Consider the following 16,524-nt stretch of genomic DNA (forward strand, 5'->3'; position numbering starts at 1 on the left):
AACATCATTAAATATAGCATATTTTATGTGCGTTTTTCACTTGCGCCTTGAGTTTGAATTGGATTTGATAAGGCTAATTCAATCAAAAACTTCCAGGGGGAAGAACAATGTTAACGCGCAGGTTGTTTTCGAAAATCGCGACATTTACGGCTCTCGGCCTTTCGGTCGGATTCGCTGCACCGGCTTTTGCCGAAACGCCAATCAAGTTCACGCTCGATTGGAAGTTTGAAGGTCCGGCTGCCGGCTTCCTGCTGGCGGTGGACAAGGGTTACTTCAAGGCCGAGGGATTGGATGTCACCATCGATAGCGGTAACGGTTCGGTGGAAGCCATTCCACGCGTTGCCACCGGTGCCTACCAGATGGGCTTTGGCGACATCAACTCGGTGATGAAATTCCTGGATGAAGACCCAAGCCAGAAGGTGAAGGCGGTCTACATGGTTTATGAGCGCCCGACATTTGCGGTTGTTGGCCGCAAGTCGCTTGGCGTCACCACAGACCCGAAGTCGCTGGAAGGCAAAAAGCTTGGTGCGCCACCACCAGATGGTGCGTTTGCCCAGTGGAAGGCCTTCAAGGAAGTGGCGGCTCTTGATGACAGCAAGATCACCATCGAATCAATTGGCTTCCCGGTCCGTGAGCCGATGCTGGCCAAGGGTGATGTCGATGCGGTCTTCGGTTTTGCATTCTCGGTCATTTTGAACCTGAAGGCGCAGGGCATTTCCGACGATGATATCGCCACCATTCTGATGGCTGAAAACGGCTTGAATCTTTATGGCAACGCCGTGCTGGTAAACACTGATTTTGCCGAGAAAAATCCAGAAGCCGTCAAGGGTTTCCTAAAGGCTCTCGCCAAGGGCTTTGCTGATGCCGTGGCCAAGCCGGAAGAGGGTGTCACAGCCGTTCTTGCGCGCAATGAAACCCTGAACAGCGAGATCGAACTTGAGCGCCTCAACATGGCCAATGCCATGAACATCAAGACACCTTACGTCGTTGAAAACGGCATGGGCGGTATTGATCCTGAGCGTCTGGCCGCATCGATCGAAACACTGAAAATCTCGCTCGGTCTCAAGGGCAACGTCAAGGCTGAGCAGGTTTTTGATGCCAGCTATCTGCCAGCCAAGGAAGAACGCATGCTGCCTTGATTGGCCGCAAAGTCGCATCGTTATGCCCGGGCTGTTCCCGGGCATTTACCAACGCTCATAAACTTGCATGGGGAATGGACCGGGAGGGGCAACAATCGCCCGGTCCCCGCCCATGCAGGTGAGCGTCAGAATTACAGGGACTGGGAACATGGCTCATCTGGTTGAAATCGATAACGTTGACATGCGTTATGGTGGCGCGGCGGGAACGCTTGCCGTGTCAGGTCTGAACCTCACCGTGGACAAGGGGCAATTCACTGCGGTCGTCGGGCCTTCGGGGTGTGGAAAATCGACGCTGATGAAGCTGGTGACCGGCCTGCACATTCCGCAGGTTGGCAACGTGATTGTTGCTGGAAAACAGGTGACACAGCCTGTGTCGATTGTTGGCATGGCGTTCCAGAACCCGACTATGCTGCCATGGCGCACGACGTTGGAAAACATCCTGTTGCCGCTGGAAATCGTCGAAAAGCATCGCCATCGCTTGCGTGCAAACAAGGCCGAATATGTCGCCAAGGCAGAACGCCTGCTGGAGATTGTCGGCTTGAAAGGCTTTGGCTCGAAGTTTCCCTGGCAGCTCTCAGGCGGTATGCAGCAGCGCGCCAATCTGTGCCGCGCACTGATCCATGAGCCGGAACTGCTAATGCTGGACGAACCGTTTGGTGCGTTGGATGCCTTCACCCGTGAAGAACTGTGGTGTGTGATCCGCGATCTGCACGCAGCCCAGAACGTCACCATTATTCTCGTCACGCATGATCTGCGTGAAGCGGTATTTCTGGCGGACAAGATTTTTGTGATGACGGCCCGACCGGGCCGTATCCTGAAAGAACATACGGTGCCGTTTGCCCGGCCCCGACAACTGGACCTGATGTATGAGCATGGTTTTAACGACATGGTGCACGAACTGCATGGTGAAATTGCAAAGGCGAGGGTAGCCGCATGAGTGCGTTCGTCGAAACCGGGATCGCCACGGAACGTCCAAAACCGCTGATCGCCCGCGTCAACTGGGTCAAGGCGGCGCCGTGGCTTTATACGCTGGCACTATTTCTTTCGTGGGAACTGCTGGTCAAGGCGCTGGATATGCCGCCGACCATCCTGCCGTCGCCGACACGGGTGTTTCAGGCCATTGCCCAATATTGGTCACCCATCTGGAAAAACTCGCTGCAGACGCTTTACACGACGACGCTCGGTTTCATTCTGGCGGTTGTCGCAGGTCTAGCTATCGGCCTGTTCATTGGTTGGTCAAAGACCATTTATGCCGGGCTTTATCCGCTGATGATCGGTTTTAATGCCATTCCGAAAGTCGCCTTGGTGCCAATCCTTGTCATCTGGTTCGGTATCGGCACGGTGCCGGCTGTTCTGACGGCGTTTCTGATTTCCTTCTTCCCGATCGTGGTGAATGTTGCCACGGGTCTGGCGACCATAGAGCCGGAAACCGAAGATGTGCTGCGCGCGCTTGGCGCGAAGAAAATGGATATCATGCTGAAGGTGGGTATCCCACGCTCCATGCCCTATTTCTTTGGATCGCTGAAAATCGCCATCACGCTCGCCTTCGTGGGTTCTGTTGTATCAGAAACGGTGGCCTCCAATTATGGTCTGGGCAATATGATGAGCTCCGCGCAGAGCCAGTTCAACGTGCCCCTGGTGTTTGCTGGCCTGCTGATGTTGGCGATAGAAGGTATCGTCATGTACGCGGTCATGGCCTGGCTTGAAAGACGCATGACCGGCTGGGCGCATCGCTCCACCATGGGGCAATGAGCCACAAATTCACTGCAATGAAAGAGGCCGATTGCGAAATCGGCCTTTTCTTTTTGGATTGTGTGCCGGTTATTCGGCTGGCTGTGACGCCGTCACTTCGGCGCGTTCATCAAACGCCACCTTCATGGCCTTGGTCATGTCGCGGGTTGTTGCCCACCAGCCTTCGCTGCGCGCCCAGTAGCGTAGCTTCACGGTTGCAGTATCACCGCTGACGGAATCGATGAAGGTGATGGGGGCCGGCTCAAGCAACACGCGGCTGTTGGAGCGCGCGACATTCATCAGCGTGTCCTGTGCTTCCGCCAGGCTCTCGCCCTTAGGAACGGTAACGCTTAGCTCGTGACGGCGCGACGGGAAACGGCTGTAATTGGTAATCGGCACATTCCATAGCGTCGAGTTTGGAGCCAGTCTGTATAGTCCGTCACTGGTTTTAAGCTCGGTGGCAAACAGGCCAATTTCGATCACAGTTCCGCTGACAGCACTGGTTTCAATATATTCACCAACCCGAAACGGGCGCAGCACCAGCAGCATGATACCGGCAGCAATATTCTGCAGCGTGCCTTGCAGGGCAAGACCGATGGCCAAACCTGCAGCACCAAGAGCCGCCAGAATAGAGGCGGTCTGCACGCCAAACTGGCCAAGCACCATGACGATGACCAGAATAAGGATCACATAGCGGATAGCACCGGAGAAAAACCGCGCCAGCGTTTCGTCAAAACCGCGAATACGTGACAGGCCCTCGAAAGCCCAGCGCTGCACGAACGATGCCGCCAACCAGCCGATACACAAGAGCAACAAAGCGCCCACGATCGAGAAGGAATATTGCACAAGCAGCGCGCTTGCCTGACCAAGAGCCGCCTGCGAAGCGACAAAAAATTCCGTAGCTTGTTGTTCCATGAAACTATTCTGAAGCCCTGTTTCCTGAATGTTCAAATTGCCAACGACAAAGATTGGAAATGGTTCCGCCAAAAATGCTGTGCATTTTATATAGCGCGCAACGCGTGCTTCGAACCAGTCAAACCTGCCGTTGGGTGTCGTCAGCCGTTCAATGGCAGTACAAAGGGAACATTTCCATCTGTATCGGCGCCGCGGCCAATAGCCTTGAAGGCGGCAACCAATCGGCCATCACGGTTCAGCAGGCGGTCGCCAATTTCGATGATCCGTGAATTGGGTGTCGCATAGGGTGAAGCCTGCCGCAAACGTTTGGCCAGATCCTGTTCGTTCTGTTCCGGGTATAGCGCCAGCGAAACAAGGACAGCAGCAGCCGGAGAGCGGGAAACGCCCATCCAGCAGTGGACCAGCAGCGGCGCCGACTGATCCCACCTCTTCGCAAAATCGATCAGGTTCTGGATATGACCATCCTGCGGGGCGATCAAATTACCGGTGCCGGCAAAACTGATGTCATTCATCGCAAGCGTCAGGTGACGCTCTGCAAGAATGACCGCAGGGCGATGGAAATCCTGTTTCTCGGCCAGCAGGCTGACCATTTCACGAGACTTGTGGCGTACCGCCATTTCGGCAATTCGCCCCAGTGGTGAAACAACAATTGCGGTCATGCAACACCGCTTTTCTGCTGGGTGCGCAAGGCTTCAATGGCGTTGAAACGCTCAATGAACAGGTGCTGGGCCTCAAGGGCCGGCAAAGGGTCAATCAACAGCATGTCGCAGGTAATACCACGGGGTTGGCCAAAGAATTTTTTGGCTTCGGTCATCGAAAAGCCCGCAAGCTCGGTCGCTTCGAAATAGGCCGCAACCGTATCGGCCTTCTTGATGCGGTCCTTGAGCTCGCTGGATGGGTGCGGCGCCAACGAGAAGCGCAGATGAATGGCCGCCTCCAGCCGTTTCTCCACCGACTTGTAACCACCGCCCACCACCGACTTGAACGGTGAAATCATGTCGCCGATCACATATTCCGGTGCATCATGCAGCAGGGCCATCAGCATTTCGTCTGGCGTAGCATCATTGCTGCGGCTGAAAATTGTCTCAACGATAAGGCTGTGCTGCGCAACCGAAAATGCGTGATTGCCGTGGGTCTGGCCGTTCCAGCGCGCAACGCGGGCAAGACCATGGGCAATGTCAGCAATTTCAACATCAAGCGGCGAGGGGTCCAGCAGGTCGAGGCGGCGGCCGGACAACATCCGTTGCCATGCGCGGGTGTTGAGCTTCGCGGCCAACCTTATTCCTCCGCGCTGGCTGTGGGTTCCGCGGCAGGGAAGCTCAAACCGCTCCACGCAGGCAATGTGAGTTTGACAGGCGTCTCGCCCGCCAGGATAGGCGTCTCGGTAGCCAGAGCATCTGCCACGCGGTCAATACGCACAATCGCCACACCGTTATTGCCGGACACACTGCCGAGTGTGCCAATCGTTTTGCCATTGACCGTCAAATCGGTGCCACCAGCGGGAAGGGGAGCATCGCTCTCCACGATCACCACACGTCTACGGGCCGTGCCACGATGTTTCATGCGCGAAACGACTTCCTGTCCGACGAAGCAGCCCTTCTTGAAGGATACACCGTCATTGACGTCCATCAGCACGTCATGCGGAAAGGCATCCTGCAGGGCGTAGTCTGCGCCCGAATGAACAATGCCAACGGAAATCCGCAACGCATCATAGGGCTCAATTGCGCCGCTAGCCGAGGCACCGGCTGCGCGATAGAGCTCAATGCCTGCCTTGGCAAAGCGGCTATCCAGTTTTGCACCTTCAGGTTTGTCGCCATCCCAGAAAACGCTGACACCGTCCTGCGCGTGCGGTTTGATCTCAACGGCTGCGCGCAGCTTGTACATGGTCAGGCGGCGGATCAGTGCGTCCAGCTGGCTGCTATCGGTTTCGAGAATAAAACCGTCCGCCTCACGCGACACCAGGAAATCAAACAGGATTTTGCCTTGTGGTGTCAGAAGGGCGCCAGCGCGCACCTCGTTTTCCGGCAGGTTCTCAACGTCAGTGGTGATGAGATTGTTCAGGAATTCCTGTGCGTCTTTGCCCGTAATCTCGATCTGGCGCTGCTGCGGTAAAAAGGCGGAGGACATGGATGTGTTCCTGTTGAAGTGTCAGGTGTGATGGATGGCGATATCCCGTCGCACTGACGACAGTCGGCGAAAAGGGATCAGTCAACACAAGGCAAGACTGTATGTCAGGGATTTAGGCATTGAACGTTCTTGCGGCAAGCCATGCTTGCCACATTATCGAATGCATCGGCTTTCAGTTCAGTCGCCTGCGGTGAAAAACTTCCACTGGCCATCCGGCGTGATGCCGATGCGGTAAAAGCTGTAGGTGCCGTATTCCTGCATGTCGGCAAGATCACCCGCGGTGATGATGCGCAGCAACTCGACCTTTTCAGGTGCGGTCAACTCATTCAGTGATTTGCCCACAAAGTAAGGCCAGACATACATTTCTTCCGGGGTGCCGGCATCCATATGGGCATAACCGGTGGACAACAGATCAAGAAGAATGGCCAGAACTTCCAGCCCGTCAGGATCGCCGGAGAAGCTTTTCAGCGCAGCAATCGGGTCATCCCCGTCGTCGCCGGTAATCTGAGCCTGGTTCGGGCCGGGATTGACCAGCGGACGCAGCTTTTCGATGTCGCCTGTGGCCGACGCTTCAACAATTAGCTGACGCAGGCGCTGCACGGCGGCAGGGGCCTTGGTATTGTCGTGCTGAATATCGGAAACAACAGGCTGATCTTCGTCCGGTTCACCGGCCGTCTGGTCGTTGGTGCCAGCAGATTTATCGATCAATGGGCTTGGCATGGGAATGCCGCCGTCCGAATCACCCTCTACGGTATTCGGCTCGGTCACCTGCGGTGCACTCTGCGCACTCTCGCTGGCAGCCTGATCAGGCATGTTTTTGAGTTCTGAAAGCGCAAATACCGGTTGGGCTGTCACCAAAACCGCAGCAAAAATAGCTGCCGACAGGGCCAGTTCTTCCCTCACACGAAACGTCATAATGCTACCCTCCGGTTTTACTGGATGGTGCGGGTCGGGGAAAATTCGCCTGCCAGCATTCTTTGGCGCAGTGATTCGAGCATGGCTTCTGCTCCAGCCTCACCATGCAGGCGAATCGTTTCGCGCATGGCCAGTGCAATGGCAGCGTCGGCAATGATTTCCGGTTCGATGCCGTCGGCCATACCGTCGGCCCAGGCTTCGTTCTGGTGTTCCAGAGCGACCTGCATCTTCTCGTGAACAATCATTTCGGCGATGTCGTTGCGGCTTTCTTGCATACTTTCTTCCTCGTCGAGACGGTTGAAGTCTTACCACCTCGTTAACAACTCTAACAGCCTTTTATCAAAACGGCACGGGTTGCGGTAAAAACAGGTTAATTATTTCCTAATTTCCGAAGCGGGAAGCAATTTCTGACGCAAGTGTTGCACCTTCGTTACGGTATTGCTCTTCGGCCACCACGGCAGCCTGTGTGCATTCGGTATAAACGGCAGCAAATGAGCGGTATCCACGGTTGAAGGCGGCGGTCAATTTCTGCCGTCTTTCCGGTTCGTTGGCCGTTTCTGCGGCCAAAAGATCGCTCATCGCTTTGCGCCAGTCTTCCTTGACATCCTTTTGGCAAAGGTTGCGCAGGTAATGCACGGCGCCTGTGACTTCGGCCAGACGTGACAGCTTTTGATCATAAGCTGTCGAGGCTGAATTGGCAGGCGCAGAACCTGATGGAGCAGTGGCCGACGGGGCTGACGGTTGCGCAAACGCACCCATGGCAACAAACAGCGTTGCGCAAAATGCAGACGATGCTGAAAGTCGTGATCGTGGTTTGCTCATTGTGGTTTCATGCCGCGATTCTGTAATGAGCGCAATTGCTTGGCCACGCGTTCACAGCATTCCAGAACGCTTGGCGGAACCGGCAGATCACGCACTTCCTCCACCGTGTACCAACCGGGATCTGCCGCATCATCATTGGCAACCGCTTCTGCCGTATGGTCTGCTTCCACCAGAAATACCGATAGGAAATAGTGGCTGGAGGCGGCGCCGCTTGCCGTTTCAGGCTTCAGATCATAGGTGGCAAAAAGCTGTGGATTGCGCGCCTCGATGCCAGTCTCTTCCAGCAATTCACGCAGTGCCGCGTCTTCCGGTCTCTCACCCGGCTCTGCCTTGCCGCCGGGAAAGGCGAACATGTCCGCCGATGGCGGGTTCTTGCGCCTGACCAGCAACATGCGGTCACCGCGTGTGACGATTGCGGAAGAGGCGGGACGAGGCTGCGGCATGGAAAAGGACCTGTGCGTATGATGTCTGCGATACATGCTTAATCGTTCAGGAAGCGCTTTGGAATGTCTTCATGGAAGGGAAACATTGCAAAACAGGGGCGTGCTTCGGCGATGACACGTTTTACCGAAGGGCGATGCATGAGCCGTTCGAAGTAACGATCCAGTGCCGGTTTGCCCGGTCCGATAGGATGGACGATAGACGAATAGAACAAGGCAGGGGCACCAGAACAATCTGCCAGTGTGAACTCTTCTCCGCATATCCAGATTTTGCCGGTGAGTTGTCGTTCCAGCATTTCATAGGCGGTATTCAGCGTCTGGCGCGCTTCGTTCACTCCAAAGGCATCCTGATTGCCTTCCGGCCTTATTTTGTCCGTGACAATCTTCTGCATTGGAACGCTGATATAGAGGTCAAAGAACCGGTCCCATAAGCGTATCTCCAGCTGTGCATCCGGGGCGCTCGGCAACAGCCTTGTGTCGCCAGGGTAGTGCTGCTGCAAATATTCGATGATGATGCTGGTTTCAGCCAGCACCTGATCACGCCGTTGGTCCTCCAGCACCGGTATCTTGCCGACCGGCCAATGGTCGGTAAGTTTTTGCGTGGACTGGGCGTCGGAAAAATCGATCAGTGATTTTTCAAACTCTGTGTCGTTCTCATAAAGTGCAATCAGCACCTTGTGACAGAACGAGGCAAGCGGATGCATGTGCAAGGTGAGTGTCATCGCTCGGGTTCCCCAAGATTGCACCTGGACTGGCGTGTTTTAGCAGCAGCCCCAAACCGCTATCATAAGCAGGGAATCACTATGTCTTTCCTGTGACGCAACATCTCATCCGGGCCGAAAACCGAATCAATGAAGATTTATCTGATCTATGCCGCCGCCGCTTTGGCCGAAATTGCCGGATGTTTTACCTTCTGGGCATGGCTGCGGCTGGAAAAATCGGCGCTATGGCTGGTGCCGGGCATGGTCGCTTTGGCCGCCTTTGCGTGGTTGCTGACACTGGTGCCGTCTGAAGTGGCGGGGCGGGCTTATGCCGCTTATGGCGGCATGTATATTGTTGCCTCACTTTTCTGGTTATGGGGTGTCGAAGGCCAGTCACCTGACAGATGGGATTTCGCGGGCGGCGCCATCTGCCTTGCTGGTGCAAGTCTCATTTTGTTTGGGCCGCGTGCCTGAGATCATTTTGCCGATGCCGTGACACTGGTTGCCGGAGGAAAATAACATGTGCGGACGATTTGTATTGCTGGCAACGCCCGACGAACTCGCTGAGTTTCTAAGCCTCATCGAGCTTGATGACTTTCCCGCGCGTTATAACATCGCCCCCACCCAGCCGATCCTTGTCGTTGTGGAATCAGAGACGTCGCAGCCGGGCAGCAACCTGCCGAGACGGCAGGCGGTGCTGGCGCGTTGGGGACTGTTGCCCGGCTGGCTGAAAGATCCCAGTGATTTTCCCTTGCTGATCAATGCTCGAGCCGAAACCGCAATAGGCAAGGCGTCGTTTCGTGCGGCCATGCGTCACCGTCGTGTACTTGTCCCGGCCAGTGGATTTTACGAATGGAGACGTCCTGACAAGGATGAAGGCGGCAAACCGCAGGCCTATTTCATAAAACCGAAACGCGGTGGCATTGTTGCCTTTGCGGGCCTGCTCGAAACATGGTCGTCGGCCGATGGTTCCGAGGTCGACACGGCGGCCATTCTCACCACTTCCGCGAATCGGTCGATCAGCCGTATTCACGATCGGATGCCTGTGGTTATTGCGCCGGAGGATTTCAGCCGCTGGCTGGACTGCAAGACGCAGGAGCCACGTGAGGTGGCGGACCTGATGGTGCCAGCGGATGAGGATTTTTTTGAAGCCATTCCCGTATCCGACAAGGTGAACAAGGTCGGCAATGTCGGCCCTGATCTGCTTGAGCCGGTTGAAGAAACGCTTCCACAGAAGAAAAAGAAAACGGGGCCGGACTCTGGCCAGATGTCACTGTTTTAAACGGTGACATAGCCTAGTGCGCTTTGGTAAGCTCCGTGAAGCCGCTGAGAATGTCGAGGTCGGCAAATACCCGGTTTCGGCCATTGCTCTTGGCCATGTAGAGCAGTTGGTCAGCGGCATTCAGTTGGTTGTCGAAAGGTTCACCCTTTTCGATTTCGACCACGCCGAGCGAAATCGTCACAGCGATTTCGGTGCCCGTCAGTTTTACGCCAGCGGTCTCAACGGCATGCCGCAGGTTTTCGCAAAATGCGCGAGCCTGTGTTGCATCGAAACCTCTCAGGAAAATGGCAAATTCTTCACCGCCAATACGGGCGGGAAGATGTTTGTTTGTCTCGCAGCTTTCAGCCAGCAGGGCAGCGATATTTCTCAACGTGCGGTCGCCTGCATCATGGCCGTAGGTATCATTGATCTTCTTGAAATGATCAATGTCGAGAATGGCAAGCGCACCTTTGCCATTGTTCTTTTGCAAATCCGCCATCATCAACTTGGTCTTCTCAAAGAAGGAGCGGCGGTTCGGCAGGTTGGTCAGGTGGTCACGTTCGGCCAGATGCCGCAGGCGCTTTAACTGCTTCAGAGTCTCAATGTTGTTGTCGATACGGCATTGCAGTTCTTCCAGCACAAACGGCCGGTAGATGAAGTCCGATGCGCCAGCTTTCAAAAAGCTTGCTGACAGCAGGCGGTCCGTCGAGGATGACACGCCGATAATGCGCAGGTCTTCCGAACTGCGATATTCGCGAACCTTACGGGTCAACTGATAACCGTCCATGTCTGGCATATGGTAATCGGTAATAACCAACTCGATTGTCTCATCTTCTTGCAGAATGTCGAGTGCCTGTTTGCCGCTGAGAGCTTCTATAACGCGGAAGTTCTGTCGTTCGAGTATTTCAACCAGCCCTGAGCGGGCAGAGCGAGCATCATCCACAACGAGAACGGAAAACAGCCGGTTGGTGATAATCCGCTCAACTGTTTTGATGACAGCATCCACCGTTCGATGGCCGTCCTTGATGATGTAGTCGATGATCTTCTTTTCGGTGTAACGCTTGCGCGCTTGCTCATCGAATGTCGCGGTAAACACGATTGTTGGAATTCTGGCGGCCGAAAGCAGCCCGAGAATCTCGCCATCAGGTGCGTCAGGCAAGTTCAAACCGGTCAAGGCAAGGGTAAATTCATGTTCGGCAATCAGCGCGGCGGCTGCCTTCATAGTATCGCAATGAATGACCTCGGCGCTGGTTTCGCCTTCCAGCCGTTGCTTCAGCAACATCGACAGCGCAATGGAATCTTCGACAAGCAAGATCTTGTGGGGCAGGGCGTTCACGTCAGTGTAGTGCGCATCCCGGTTATCCCGTACGTAAGACATTGCATTCCCCTTGGCCGTTACTCTTCACGAGTCAGATAATGAAGGTGGATTACCAATATCTTAGGATAACTTAACACGGACGAAAGGTCGCAGCACTTTCCAATTCCTATGTGTGGTTTCTCAGAAACCCTCGACGCGGGGCTTGATAATACTTGCGGGAAGCCAGTAGTAAATTTGTCATTGTCCAATGACGCAGAGCCCGCCTCGCGGATGGCTGAGAGCCCCGCATGAATTTCAGGAAAACAGAGATATGCCGCCTTTAATGTCTGCCAGCCTTGCCGGTTTTCTGCTGGGGGGCTCCCTGATCGTCGCAATCGGCGCCCAGAATGCCTTCATTCTGCGACAGGGGCTTATCCGCAATCATGTCTTCCTGCTGTGCCTGATCTGCGCGCTGTCCGACGCCTTGCTGATTGCCGCAGGTGTTGCCGGCCTTGGAACGCTAGTGTCGCAGTCACCCATTTTGATTGCGGTGGTGACGCTGGGTGGTGCGCTCTTTCTGGCATGTTACGGTTTTCTGGCTTTCCGCCGTGCCTTGAAGCCCGGCGTCATGCAGGCCGATAATTCACGAGGGCTGGGCCTGCGCGCTGCGGTCATGACCTGCCTGGCGTTCACCTTCCTTAACCCGCATGTCTATCTGGATACTGTGGTTCTGCTGGGCAGCCTGTCAGCGGCCTACGAGGGAAGTGCGCGTGTCGCCTATGGTGCAGGTGCCGTCGTCGCATCATTCGTGTGGTTTTTTGCCTTGGGATACGGCGCCCGTTATCTGGCGCCGTTATTTGCCCGTCCATCCGCCTGGCGTGTGCTGGATGCCATTATCGGCGTGGTCATGAGCCTCTTGGCTCTCAGCCTTCTGGTCCGGTTCGTAAAGCAATTCGTCGTGTAGAAGCAGTGGCGGCAGGAAAAAGTGCTGGCTCACCAGAGTGAGCCGGTATTCCCGCGGATCAATCAGGCCTTTTTGGCCGGTGCTTGGGCTGGCTTGCTCTTCTGCATCATCGATGCGGCGGCAACAGCTTTCAGTCCCAGTGGCTTGTAGTGGCTGTTCAGATCAGGTTTCGGCGTCGGGTTGGCAGTCTTGTTTTCACTCATTGTCTCTCTCCTCGAATAGTCCATGGTCTTGATATTTGGCAGATTCGTTGCCGTGTTGTTTCATGACCAATCATGACAAATTCGAGGCGATTACAAATCAATTGAAGATTGCAGCCTGCGACAAATCGTGCGCGGATGCTGCCAATCTTCAATCAGAGGTACCTGTTTTCTCTCAGATACCGCGATCTAGGCCGTCACCGCTATCGCCGTGACTGTCCTCTTCGATTGTCAGCGTGCCATAGCGCTTGTGCCAGACGCGGGCGCTGAACGGCAGGAAGAGGAGATAGGCTGCAACGGTCACCGCCAGCACTTCCCAGGTAAAGCTCATCAACAATGCAACATAGAGCACGACGATCAGCATCAGCGGCAGAACGATGTCGCGGCGAATACGGGTTTCGGATTTGCCAGACCATACCGGCAGGCGGCTGATCAGCAGATAACCAATCAAAACTGTGTAAGCGCTGGCGACATAGGAAAAGGGGGCCGTTGGCGGCATGCCGAGAAAACCGAGATAGACCGGCAGCAATACCAAAAGCGCGCCCATCGGGGCTGGGACACCGACAAAGAATTCATTCTGCCAGGGTGCCTTGATTTCACGTTCAATCATCACGTTGAAACGTGCCAGTCTAAGGCCAGCGGCGATGACGTAGATCAGGGCGGCAATCCAGCCGAAGCTGCGGGCCTGATCCAGCATGAAGGCGTAGAGTACAAGCGCCGGCGCAACACCAAAATTGACGATATCGGCCAGCGAATCCATCTGTGCGCCGAACTTGGAGGTCGCCTTCATCATGCGGGCCACACGTCCGTCGATACCATCGAGGAACGCAGCCAGCAGAACCATGCCGACTGCCAATTCGAAGCGGTTTTCGAAGGCAAGCCTGACACCGCTAAGCCCCGCACAAATCGCCAATACCGTGATCAGATTGGGGATGACCAGCCGCATGGGGATTTCCCGCAGGCGTGGCCCACGGGCATTGTCCTGCCCATTCTCATGTTTGCCGTTCGGTGCCGGTTCTGCGGGGGTAGGGGTTTGCATGAAGGCGTCCTTGCGGTTATCCGTCAGTTGCGGCGGCTGATGACCGGACCCTTGGTCGCGGCAAATTCAGCGAGAACCGTTTCACCGGCAATGGCGGTCTGGCCGACAGACACGCGCGGCTCGGTGCCGGCTGGCAGGAAAACGTCAAGACGCGAACCAAAGCGGATAAGGCCAAAACGCTCACCGGCATCTACAGGCTCGTTTGGCTTGACCCAGCAGACGATACGACGGGCAACCATGCCAGCAACCTGCACGACGCCGATCTGGCCGTGACGGGTTTCGATAACCAGACCGTTGCGCTCGTTGTCTTCGCTGGCCTTATCGGCTTCAGCGTTGAGGAACAGGCCCGGACGGTAAGCAATATTGACGATACGGCCACGAACCGGTGCACGGTTCACGTGGCAGTTAAAGACATTCATGAAGACCGAGATGCGCAGCATCGGCTCTTTGCCAAGCTCCAGCTCATGCGGCGGAACAACCATCTGGATTGCGGAAACCTTGCCGTCTGCCGGGCTGATGACGAGGTCATCATCCTGCGGTGTGACGCGCTCAGGGTCGCGGAAGAAGTAGGCGCACCACAGGGTCAAAACCAGACCAACCCAGAACAGCGGCTCGGCAATCCAGCCTAGCACCAGCGACGCCACGAAAAAGGCAGCGACGAAAACGTAACCTTCCTTATGGATCGGTACGATGGTGTTACGAATGGTATCGAACAGGTTCATAGGTATTTTTCTCCGATTTTTATATTTCTTGCATGCCGCCCGGAAGCATCGATTGTTTCCAACGTGCGCGCCAAACCAGACCCATGCTGACTACAGGCAAAAGGCCGGATGGGCAATGCGTCAGACCGAGGCATCAACGGTTTGTGTGTGCTCTGCCTGCGATAATAAGGGGATAATAGGAATTATCTCCCCATGTCGCAAATTACCGCATGTCTCCCAAAAGTGGTTTCCCGGTTTTGGGGTAAAGACATGCGGCAGGTCCGGCACAGATCACATTGCTACCGCAAGGTGGCTCAGTGTGCCGGTGTTCCCCGGTCGACAATGCCGAGATCGTCGGTCTCGCGCACCTGACGCAAGCGCTCTTCGGCGCGGCTTGCTTCGCGCTGGCGATCCCACATCGATGCATAAAGGCCATGGGCAGCGATAAGGTGGGGATGTGTTCCGCGCTCAACGATGCAACCATCCTTCAGCACGATGATCTCATCGGCATGAATGACGGTCGACAGGCGGTGCGCAATGACAAGTGTCGTGCGGTTTTTCGAGACGATATCCAGTGCACTCTGGATTTCCTGTTCGGTATTGGTGTCGAGCGCCGATGTTGCCTCGTCAAGAATGAGGACAGGTGGAGCCTTGAGTATGGTTCTGGCAATGGCAACACGCTGCTTTTCACCGCCTGACAGTTTCAGGCCGCGTTCACCCACCATTGTCTCGTAACCCTGTGGCAAGCGTTCGATAAAGCCGCTGATCTGCGCGGCGTCAGAAGCAGCCTTCACATCGCTGTCAGCGGCAGACGTGCGGCCGTAACGGATGTTGTAGGCAATTGTATCGTTAAACAACACGGTGTCCTGCGGTACGATACCAATGACAGAGCGCAGGCTCTTCTGCGTCACGTCACGGATTTCCTGCCCATCAATGGTGATCGTGCCATCCTGAACATCATAGAAGCGATAAAGAAGCCGCGAAATGGTCGATTTGCCGGCACCTGAAGGACCAACAATCGCTATTGTCTTGCCAGCCGGTACGTCAAACGAAATGCCCTTGAGGATCGGACGGTCAGGGTCGTAGGCAAAATGGACGTCCTTGAAGGAAATCGCACCGCTGCCGATAATCAGCTCCCTGGCATGTGGGGCATCGGTAACTTCTGCTTCCACTTCCAGCAAATCAAACATCTGCTCGATGTCGGTCAGACCTTGGCGGATTTCGCGGTAGACGAAGCCGATGAAATTCAACGGCACGGATAGCTGCAACAACAGCGCGTTGATAAACACGAAGTCACCAATGCTCTGTTCGCCACGCTGTACGGCCAGTGCCGACATGACCATCATCACCATAGAGCCGATGCCAAAAATGACTCCCTGGCCGAAGTTCAGCCAGCCAAGCGACGTCCAGATGGCGGTCGCGGATTTTTCATACCGCGCCATCGCACCGTCGAAACGGTTCGCTTCCATTTCTTCATTGCCGAAATATTTGACGGTCTCAAAATTGAGAAGTGAATCGATGGCCTTTGTATTGGCGTCCGTATCGCTGTCATTCATTGAGCGGCGAATACCAATGCGCCAGTCACTCGCCTTCACCGTGAACCACACATAGGTCCAGACCGTGATGACCGTTACCAGCACATAGGTAAAGCCATAGGTCCACCACAGGATGACGGCGGTGAGCAGAAATTCGATGAAGGTCGGGGCGGTGTTGAGGATCGTGAACCGGACAATGGTTTCAATGCCCTTGGTGCCGCGCTCGATGATACGCGACAGGCCACCTGTCTTGCGCTCCAGATGGAAGCGCAGGGACAACTGGTGCATGTGCACGAAGGTCTTGTAGGCAAGTTGGCGCACCGCGTGCTGGCCAACGCTGGCAAACAGCGTATCGCGCAACTGGTTGAGGCCAACCTGTAACAGACGAGTAAAATTATAGGCGATGACCAGAGCGACCGCCCCCAGCAGAAATACCGGTAACAGGCTGGTCGCATCCTGTTTGCCATTCAGTGCATCTGTTGCCCATTTGAAGAAATAGGGAACAAGGATCAAAACCAGCTTGGCAGCAACAAGAAACAATGTGGCCCAGACCACTCGCATCTTGAGATCAGTTCTGCCATGCGGCCACATATAGGGCCACAGGTTCACCAGTGTGTTCAGCGGATTGCTGGAATCCGCGGAGATGGTTTTTTTCTTGTCTTGCTGCATGTTCTGGCTCCGACCACTGCCGAGAGGCCGACAGCATAACGGCGGCTGTGATAGCCGCCGTTGATTGC

The 16,524-nt window shown here is 55.3% G+C and carries 19 protein-coding genes and 1 pseudogene; 6 read left to right on the forward strand and 14 right to left on the reverse strand.

All coding sequences use genetic code 11. The annotated features are described in order from the left end of the window. The first annotated feature begins 107 nt into the window (after window positions 1-107). From PYL13_RS06315 to PYL13_RS06325, 3 genes are all read left to right on the forward strand, one after another. A complete protein-coding gene (locus tag PYL13_RS06315; RefSeq protein WP_275640780.1) occupies window positions 108-1,139 on the forward strand; it encodes an ABC transporter substrate-binding protein in 1,032 nt (343 codons plus the stop codon). Window positions 1,140-1,287: 148 nt separating this feature from the next. Then, window positions 1,288-2,076: an ABC transporter ATP-binding protein gene (locus tag PYL13_RS06320; protein ID WP_275640781.1), complete on the forward strand. Its 789-nt coding sequence runs from the start codon at window positions 1,288-1,290 to the stop codon at window positions 2,074-2,076. Next, window positions 2,073-2,891 carry an ABC transporter permease gene (locus tag PYL13_RS06325; protein WP_250982982.1) on the forward strand — a complete coding sequence of 273 codons (819 nt, stop codon included), beginning with the start codon at window positions 2,073-2,075 and terminating at the stop codon, window positions 2,889-2,891. The genes PYL13_RS06320 and PYL13_RS06325 overlap by 4 nt, the downstream gene beginning before the upstream one ends. Before the next feature lie 69 nt (window positions 2,892-2,960). On the opposite strand, the gene PYL13_RS06330 is transcribed toward PYL13_RS06325, so the two are convergent. From PYL13_RS06330 to PYL13_RS06370, 9 genes are all read right to left on the reverse strand, one after another. Further along, window positions 2,961-3,785, reverse strand: a complete 825-nt coding sequence (locus tag PYL13_RS06330; protein ID WP_275640782.1) for a mechanosensitive ion channel family protein — start codon at window positions 3,783-3,785, stop codon at window positions 2,961-2,963. Between the two features lie 140 nt (window positions 3,786-3,925). Next, on the reverse strand, window positions 3,926-4,444 hold the full coding sequence (locus PYL13_RS06335) for a tyrosine phosphatase family protein (protein WP_275640783.1): 519 nt from the start codon (window positions 4,442-4,444) through the stop codon (window positions 3,926-3,928). Next, a complete protein-coding gene (locus PYL13_RS06340) occupies window positions 4,441-5,025 on the reverse strand; it encodes an HD family hydrolase (protein ID WP_275641381.1) in 585 nt (194 codons plus the stop codon). The genes PYL13_RS06335 and PYL13_RS06340 overlap by 4 nt, the downstream gene beginning before the upstream one ends. 38 nt (window positions 5,026-5,063) lie before the next feature. Continuing rightward, window positions 5,064-5,912 (reverse strand): CAF17-like 4Fe-4S cluster assembly/insertion protein YgfZ, encoded by an 849-nt coding sequence (gene ygfZ / locus PYL13_RS06345; RefSeq protein ID WP_275640784.1) that lies wholly within the window; start codon window positions 5,910-5,912, stop codon window positions 5,064-5,066. 177 nt (window positions 5,913-6,089) lie between these two features. After that, entirely contained in the window at window positions 6,090-6,827 is a 738-nt protein-coding gene (locus PYL13_RS06350) for a hypothetical protein (protein ID WP_441296628.1), read from the reverse strand. Between the two features lie 17 nt (window positions 6,828-6,844). Beyond that, window positions 6,845-7,102 (reverse strand): hypothetical protein, encoded by a 258-nt coding sequence (locus tag PYL13_RS06355; RefSeq protein WP_192487399.1) that lies wholly within the window; start codon window positions 7,100-7,102, stop codon window positions 6,845-6,847. A 106-nt stretch (window positions 7,103-7,208) separates the two neighbouring features. Beyond that, window positions 7,209-7,586, reverse strand: coding sequence for a TIGR02301 family protein (locus PYL13_RS06360; protein ID WP_275641383.1), 378 nt, complete (start codon window positions 7,584-7,586; stop codon window positions 7,209-7,211). Between the two features lie 59 nt (window positions 7,587-7,645). Then, window positions 7,646-8,092 carry an NUDIX hydrolase gene (locus PYL13_RS06365; protein ID WP_275640785.1) on the reverse strand — a complete coding sequence of 149 codons (447 nt, stop codon included), beginning with the start codon at window positions 8,090-8,092 and terminating at the stop codon, window positions 7,646-7,648. A 38-nt stretch (window positions 8,093-8,130) separates the two neighbouring features. After that, window positions 8,131-8,811, reverse strand: coding sequence for a glutathione S-transferase family protein (locus PYL13_RS06370; protein ID WP_275640786.1), 681 nt, complete (start codon window positions 8,809-8,811; stop codon window positions 8,131-8,133). A 129-nt stretch (window positions 8,812-8,940) separates the two neighbouring features. On the opposite strand from PYL13_RS06370, the gene PYL13_RS06375 reads away from it, so the two are divergent. Both PYL13_RS06375 and PYL13_RS06380 read left to right on the forward strand, forming a co-directional pair. Beyond that, on the forward strand, window positions 8,941-9,264 hold the full coding sequence (locus tag PYL13_RS06375) for a YnfA family protein (RefSeq protein ID WP_192487403.1): 324 nt from the start codon (window positions 8,941-8,943) through the stop codon (window positions 9,262-9,264). Window positions 9,265-9,310: 46 nt separating this feature from the next. Then, the gene (locus PYL13_RS06380) at window positions 9,311-10,072 is read left to right on the forward strand and encodes an SOS response-associated peptidase (RefSeq protein ID WP_259145464.1); all 762 of its coding nucleotides are present in this window, start codon (window positions 9,311-9,313) and stop codon (window positions 10,070-10,072) included. 13 nt (window positions 10,073-10,085) lie between these two features. On the opposite strand, the gene PYL13_RS06385 is transcribed toward PYL13_RS06380, so the two are convergent. Further along, window positions 10,086-11,429: a GGDEF domain-containing response regulator gene (locus PYL13_RS06385; protein ID WP_441296629.1), complete on the reverse strand. Its 1,344-nt coding sequence runs from the start codon at window positions 11,427-11,429 to the stop codon at window positions 10,086-10,088. A gap of 250 nt (window positions 11,430-11,679) precedes the next feature. On the opposite strand from PYL13_RS06385, the gene PYL13_RS06390 reads away from it, so the two are divergent. Beyond that, complete coding sequence (locus PYL13_RS06390) at window positions 11,680-12,312, forward strand: LysE/ArgO family amino acid transporter (protein ID WP_275640787.1); 633 nt, start codon at window positions 11,680-11,682, stop codon at window positions 12,310-12,312. Window positions 12,313-12,374: 62 nt separating this feature from the next. On the opposite strand, the gene PYL13_RS06395 is transcribed toward PYL13_RS06390, so the two are convergent. From PYL13_RS06395 to PYL13_RS06410, 4 genes and pseudogenes are all read right to left on the reverse strand, one after another. Continuing rightward, entirely contained in the window at window positions 12,375-12,515 is a 141-nt protein-coding gene (locus PYL13_RS06395) for a hypothetical protein (RefSeq protein ID WP_250982974.1), read from the reverse strand. Between the two features lie 172 nt (window positions 12,516-12,687). Further along, the gene (gene pssA, locus PYL13_RS06400) at window positions 12,688-13,551 is read right to left on the reverse strand and encodes a CDP-diacylglycerol--serine O-phosphatidyltransferase (protein WP_275640788.1); all 864 of its coding nucleotides are present in this window, start codon (window positions 13,549-13,551) and stop codon (window positions 12,688-12,690) included. A 23-nt stretch (window positions 13,552-13,574) separates the two neighbouring features. After that, a pseudogene (locus tag PYL13_RS06405) lies at window positions 13,575-14,282 on the reverse strand (phosphatidylserine decarboxylase); the annotation flags it as partial. A 284-nt stretch (window positions 14,283-14,566) separates the two neighbouring features. Continuing rightward, window positions 14,567-16,456, reverse strand: coding sequence for an ABCB family ABC transporter ATP-binding protein/permease (locus PYL13_RS06410; RefSeq protein WP_275640789.1), 1,890 nt, complete (start codon window positions 16,454-16,456; stop codon window positions 14,567-14,569). Between the last annotated feature and the right edge of the window lie 68 nt (window positions 16,457-16,524).

This window comes from Agrobacterium sp. Azo12, assembly GCF_029193765.2.
Taxonomy (GTDB): domain Bacteria; phylum Pseudomonadota; class Alphaproteobacteria; order Rhizobiales; family Rhizobiaceae; genus Agrobacterium.

What these genes read in the sequence shown, in the direction of transcription:
- PYL13_RS06395 (WP_250982974.1), bottom strand. Translation starts at nt 12,515, where the DNA reads ATGAGTGAAAACAAGACTGCCAACCCGACGCCGAAACCTGATCTGAAC.
- PYL13_RS06385 (WP_441296629.1), bottom strand. Translation starts at nt 11,429, where the DNA reads ATGTCTTACGTACGGGATAACCGGGATGCGCACTACACTGACGTGAAC.
- PYL13_RS06410 (WP_275640789.1), bottom strand. Translation starts at nt 16,456, where the DNA reads ATGCAGCAAGACAAGAAAAAAACCATCTCCGCGGATTCCAGCAATCCG.
- PYL13_RS06390 (WP_275640787.1), top strand. Translation starts at nt 11,680, where the DNA reads ATGCCGCCTTTAATGTCTGCCAGCCTTGCCGGTTTTCTGCTGGGGGGC.
- PYL13_RS06380 (WP_259145464.1), top strand. Translation starts at nt 9,311, where the DNA reads ATGTGCGGACGATTTGTATTGCTGGCAACGCCCGACGAACTCGCTGAG.
- ygfZ (WP_275640784.1), bottom strand. Translation starts at nt 5,912, where the DNA reads ATGTCCTCCGCCTTTTTACCGCAGCAGCGCCAGATCGAGATTACGGGC.
- PYL13_RS06340 (WP_275641381.1), bottom strand. Translation starts at nt 5,025, where the DNA reads ATGTTGTCCGGCCGCCGCCTCGACCTGCTGGACCCCTCGCCGCTTGAT.
- PYL13_RS06360 (WP_275641383.1), bottom strand. Translation starts at nt 7,586, where the DNA reads ATGGGTGCGTTTGCGCAACCGTCAGCCCCGTCGGCCACTGCTCCATCA.
- PYL13_RS06355 (WP_192487399.1), bottom strand. Translation starts at nt 7,102, where the DNA reads ATGCAAGAAAGCCGCAACGACATCGCCGAAATGATTGTTCACGAGAAG.
- PYL13_RS06315 (WP_275640780.1), top strand. Translation starts at nt 108, where the DNA reads ATGTTAACGCGCAGGTTGTTTTCGAAAATCGCGACATTTACGGCTCTC.
- PYL13_RS06375 (WP_192487403.1), top strand. Translation starts at nt 8,941, where the DNA reads ATGAAGATTTATCTGATCTATGCCGCCGCCGCTTTGGCCGAAATTGCC.
- PYL13_RS06330 (WP_275640782.1), bottom strand. Translation starts at nt 3,785, where the DNA reads ATGGAACAACAAGCTACGGAATTTTTTGTCGCTTCGCAGGCGGCTCTT.
- pssA (WP_275640788.1), bottom strand. Translation starts at nt 13,551, where the DNA reads ATGCAAACCCCTACCCCCGCAGAACCGGCACCGAACGGCAAACATGAG.
- PYL13_RS06365 (WP_275640785.1), bottom strand. Translation starts at nt 8,092, where the DNA reads ATGCCGCAGCCTCGTCCCGCCTCTTCCGCAATCGTCACACGCGGTGAC.
- PYL13_RS06335 (WP_275640783.1), bottom strand. Translation starts at nt 4,444, where the DNA reads ATGACCGCAATTGTTGTTTCACCACTGGGGCGAATTGCCGAAATGGCG.
- PYL13_RS06320 (WP_275640781.1), top strand. Translation starts at nt 1,288, where the DNA reads ATGGCTCATCTGGTTGAAATCGATAACGTTGACATGCGTTATGGTGGC.
- PYL13_RS06350 (WP_441296628.1), bottom strand. Translation starts at nt 6,827, where the DNA reads ATGACGTTTCGTGTGAGGGAAGAACTGGCCCTGTCGGCAGCTATTTTT.
- PYL13_RS06370 (WP_275640786.1), bottom strand. Translation starts at nt 8,811, where the DNA reads ATGACACTCACCTTGCACATGCATCCGCTTGCCTCGTTCTGTCACAAG.
- PYL13_RS06325 (WP_250982982.1), top strand. Translation starts at nt 2,073, where the DNA reads ATGAGTGCGTTCGTCGAAACCGGGATCGCCACGGAACGTCCAAAACCG.